Genomic DNA, 3,240 nt, shown 5'->3' on the forward strand with positions numbered 1-3,240 from the left:
GGACAAGTTCGGATTCCTGTTGGACGCGTTCACCTTCGGCGCGCCGCCGCACGGCGGCATCGCGTTCGGATGGGACCGCATCGTGGCCCTGCTGACGGGCACGGATTCGATCCGCGAGGTGATCGCGTTCCCCAAGTCCGGCGGCGGCGTGGACCCGCTGACCGATGCGCCCGCGCCGATCACCGCGCAGCAGCGCAAGGAATCAGGAATAGACGCCAAGCCGAAGAGGTCTGAAGAGACATGACAGAAATCGACAAGACCAAGCTCGTGTCCGACACCGCGGCGCTCGACGACTTCAACCGCGGCATCGTCGAGGAGTTCCGCGCCAACGGCGGCAAGGTCGGCGGCCCGTTCGAGGGCGGCGACCTGCTGCTGCTGCACACCACGGGCGCCAAGTCGGGCCAGCCTCGGCTGTCACCGCTGGCCTACCTGACCGTGGACGACAAGTTGCTGATCGTCGGGTCCTACGCTGGCGCGCCGAAGAACCCCGCCTGGGTGCACAACCTGCGCTCCAACTACAAGGCGCGCATCGAGGTCGGTTCCGAGTCCTACGACGTCGCGGTTCGCGAACTGCCGGACGACGAAAGGGACGCGACGTACCCGAAGATCACCGAGGTCGCACCGGTGTTCGCCGAATACCAGGCCAACACCACGCGGGCCATCCCGCTGTTCGAGCTCACCCGCGCCTAGTCCGCGACTTCGGCGCGCCGGGTTGCGTTGACCGCGACCCAGCGCGCCGAGTCGTCTGGAGCCGAGAGCCGAATCGCGTTCTCGAAGCTGACTTTCCGACGGGTGATGTCGTCCTTGATGCCCGGACTAGGGCATCGCCTCGGCCCACTTCGTGTGTCCCTCGTAGCCAAGCGTTTTCGCCATGTCGCGGTAGTCATCCCGGAAGTGCGTGTAAGCGGCGGCATCACCCCGAGCCTGGGCCAGCAGCGCCCGCAGCCGCAACAACCAGACGTCGCGCATCGCGAGACCCTCATCGGCTGGCGCGACCGCCAACCGGTCAATCGCGGCCTCGACTTCGGCCACGTCACCGTCGGCCCCGCGATCGAGCAATGTCTCCACCAGAACACCCGTCGCTGGAATGCCCCACAACAGCAGATGTCCCTGGCGGAACAGATGGTCGGCGGCGGCGCGTATCACCGGTATGGCGGCATCGTGATCTCCCTGCCTCCCCATCTCACGTGCCGAGAAGACCTCGACGATCGGCAAATCGCATAGGTTGTGTCCTTGGTTGCGGAACACTTTGCCGACCTCGGCCAGCAGCTGCTGTCCGCGACCACGCTCCACGCTGGTGCCGCGGTGCACCAGCGCAACGCCCAGCGTCGCCCGGGTGAAGCCCACCACGACGTCATCACTGGATCGCTCGGCGATCCGTAGAGCATCCTCGATCTCGCGCAGCGCACGATCACCTGGCCTCAGCACGCCAAACGGTATCCCCAGCAAGTAGACATAGCTGACAGCGCCGGCGTGGGACGCGGGGTCAGTGCGGCGGGCCATGGCCAGGCCGTGCCTCAGGTCTTCTGGCCATCCGAGACGACCCAGGAAATAACGAGCCATACCCCGCGCGGCAAAGGCGAGCGCTAACGGAGACCCGACGAGGAAGTTGCCTCTCGATGGGTCACCGTCGGCCAGGTCGATAACGGTTTGTGACCATCGCAGCACGTCACACCACTCGGCGCTCTCGATCTTGCCGTAGATCGCCGGGAACGACAGCCCCACCGTCAAGGTCGCATCTCCGACCGACTCGGCGAGGGCCCAGGCCTCCGATGCCAGCTCCGACGCCTCGCGCTCCCGGTCCTGATGCGCGTAGCCAACCACCAACCCTGCGGTCGCGATGCCCAGTGACGCCTTGTCCCCGGTGGCGCTGCACAACTCCCGCAATTCATCAAAGCGGTCACCGGCAACGTTGGCGTGGACTCGCCAGCCGGTCCCGCACAACATGGTGCGCGGGGCGATGCGCATGGCTGCCCGGCCCGGGTCATCGGCGGGCAGTGCGTCGGCGATGGTTCTGGCACGCTCCCAGCTCAATCGCGCTGCGGCGATGTCGCGGTTGGTCGCCCACGTTGCGGCCCGCATCTGCCAGCCGTAGGCGGCGTGCAGATCACCGGACGCCGCCAGATGTTCGGCGATCAGCGCAGCATTTTCATCAGCCGAGGTTGGGTTGCGGGCCTCAATGGCCGCAGCCAGCCGTCTATGCAACTCGGCACGATCTGACTTGAGTTGTGATTCGTAGGCCACCATGCGGATCAGCGGATGGTGGAACACGTATTCGGGCTGTCGGGTAAACCTGATCTGATCGATCAGCTCGCCCCCCACCAGGTCCTTCAGGACAGGGTCAATCCCCAGCGTTTCCAGTAGGTCCCGGCTGAACTTCGCGCCGATGACCGCTGCAGCGTTCAGGGTGCGTTTCGCCTTGGGGTTCAGCCGGTCGACGCGGGCGGCGAGGGTAGCCTGCACGGTGGCGGGCACGGTGACCTCGGCAGCGTCGACCGTGGAGACGTAGGCGCTGCGGTTGCCGCGCAGCACAGCACGCTCGGCCAAGTCGCGTACCATCTCCTCGGCGAAGAACGGATTGCCGGCGGCCCGCTCGGCGATCACGGAGGCCAACGCGCCGACTGAGGGGTCCGGCCCGAGCAGCTGCGAGACCAGCGCTGCCGTCTCCGGATCACTCAGTGGCGCAAGGGCTATGGCTTCGGCATCGGCCACGCGGCTCAGCACGCCCCGATATTCGGGACGGTAGGTGACGAGCACCAGCGAGGCCGTCTGCGTGATCACCGTGAGGAACTCGGCCAGCATCGACTCGCTGACCTCATCGATCCAATGGGCGTCCTCGATCACGTAGAGCGCCGGGCGTTTTCGGGCCAACGACGCGGCGTTCACGAACACCGTCAACCGCCGCCGCCGCGCATCCGGATCAATCTTGGCCAGAGCGACATCGGGATCGGCGATGCCAAGCAGGTCCTCGAACAGCAACACGTCTTCAGGGTCGGCATCGGGAGCTTGAGCCCGCACCCGCTCACGAGCCGCTACCTCGTCCATCCCGCCCACACCGGTCGTCGCGCGTAGCAGTCGAGCCACCACCGTGAACGGGATGTCGCTGGTATGCGATTCGCAGTAGGCCGCGAACACCTCGACACCCCGCCCCGCGGCGGCCGCAGCGACCTCGCGCACCAGGCGACTCTTGCCGATCCCCGGGGACCCCACCACCGTGACCACCGAGCCATCACCCTCAAC

General features: G+C 66.6%; 3 protein-coding genes. 2 read left to right on the forward strand and 1 reads right to left on the reverse strand.

From position 1 onward, the window contains the following. A partial coding sequence (locus ACRDUX_RS31865; RefSeq protein WP_526420013.1) for an amino acid--tRNA ligase-related protein occupies positions 1-244 on the forward strand: 244 nt, incomplete at its 5' end. Further along, positions 241-690, forward strand: a complete 450-nt coding sequence (locus tag ACRDUX_RS31870) for a nitroreductase family deazaflavin-dependent oxidoreductase (RefSeq protein WP_526420015.1) — start codon at positions 241-243, stop codon at positions 688-690. The genes ACRDUX_RS31865 and ACRDUX_RS31870, both read left to right, overlap by 4 nt. A gap of 126 nt (positions 691-816) precedes the next feature. Here the strand turns inward: ACRDUX_RS31870 and ACRDUX_RS31875 are convergent. Further along, a partial coding sequence (locus ACRDUX_RS31875; protein ID WP_526420017.1) for an ATP-binding protein occupies positions 817-3,240 on the reverse strand: 2,424 nt, incomplete at its 5' end.

Origin of the sequence: Mycobacterium sp. (assembly GCF_050701675.1) — a bacterium.
Taxonomy (GTDB): Bacteria; Actinomycetota; Actinomycetes; order Mycobacteriales; family Mycobacteriaceae; genus Mycobacterium.

Excerpts from the sequence above, each read along its gene's own strand:
- ACRDUX_RS31870 (WP_526420015.1), top strand. The coding sequence starts at position 241 with ATGACAGAAATCGACAAGACCAAGCTCGTGTCCGACACCGCGGCGCTC.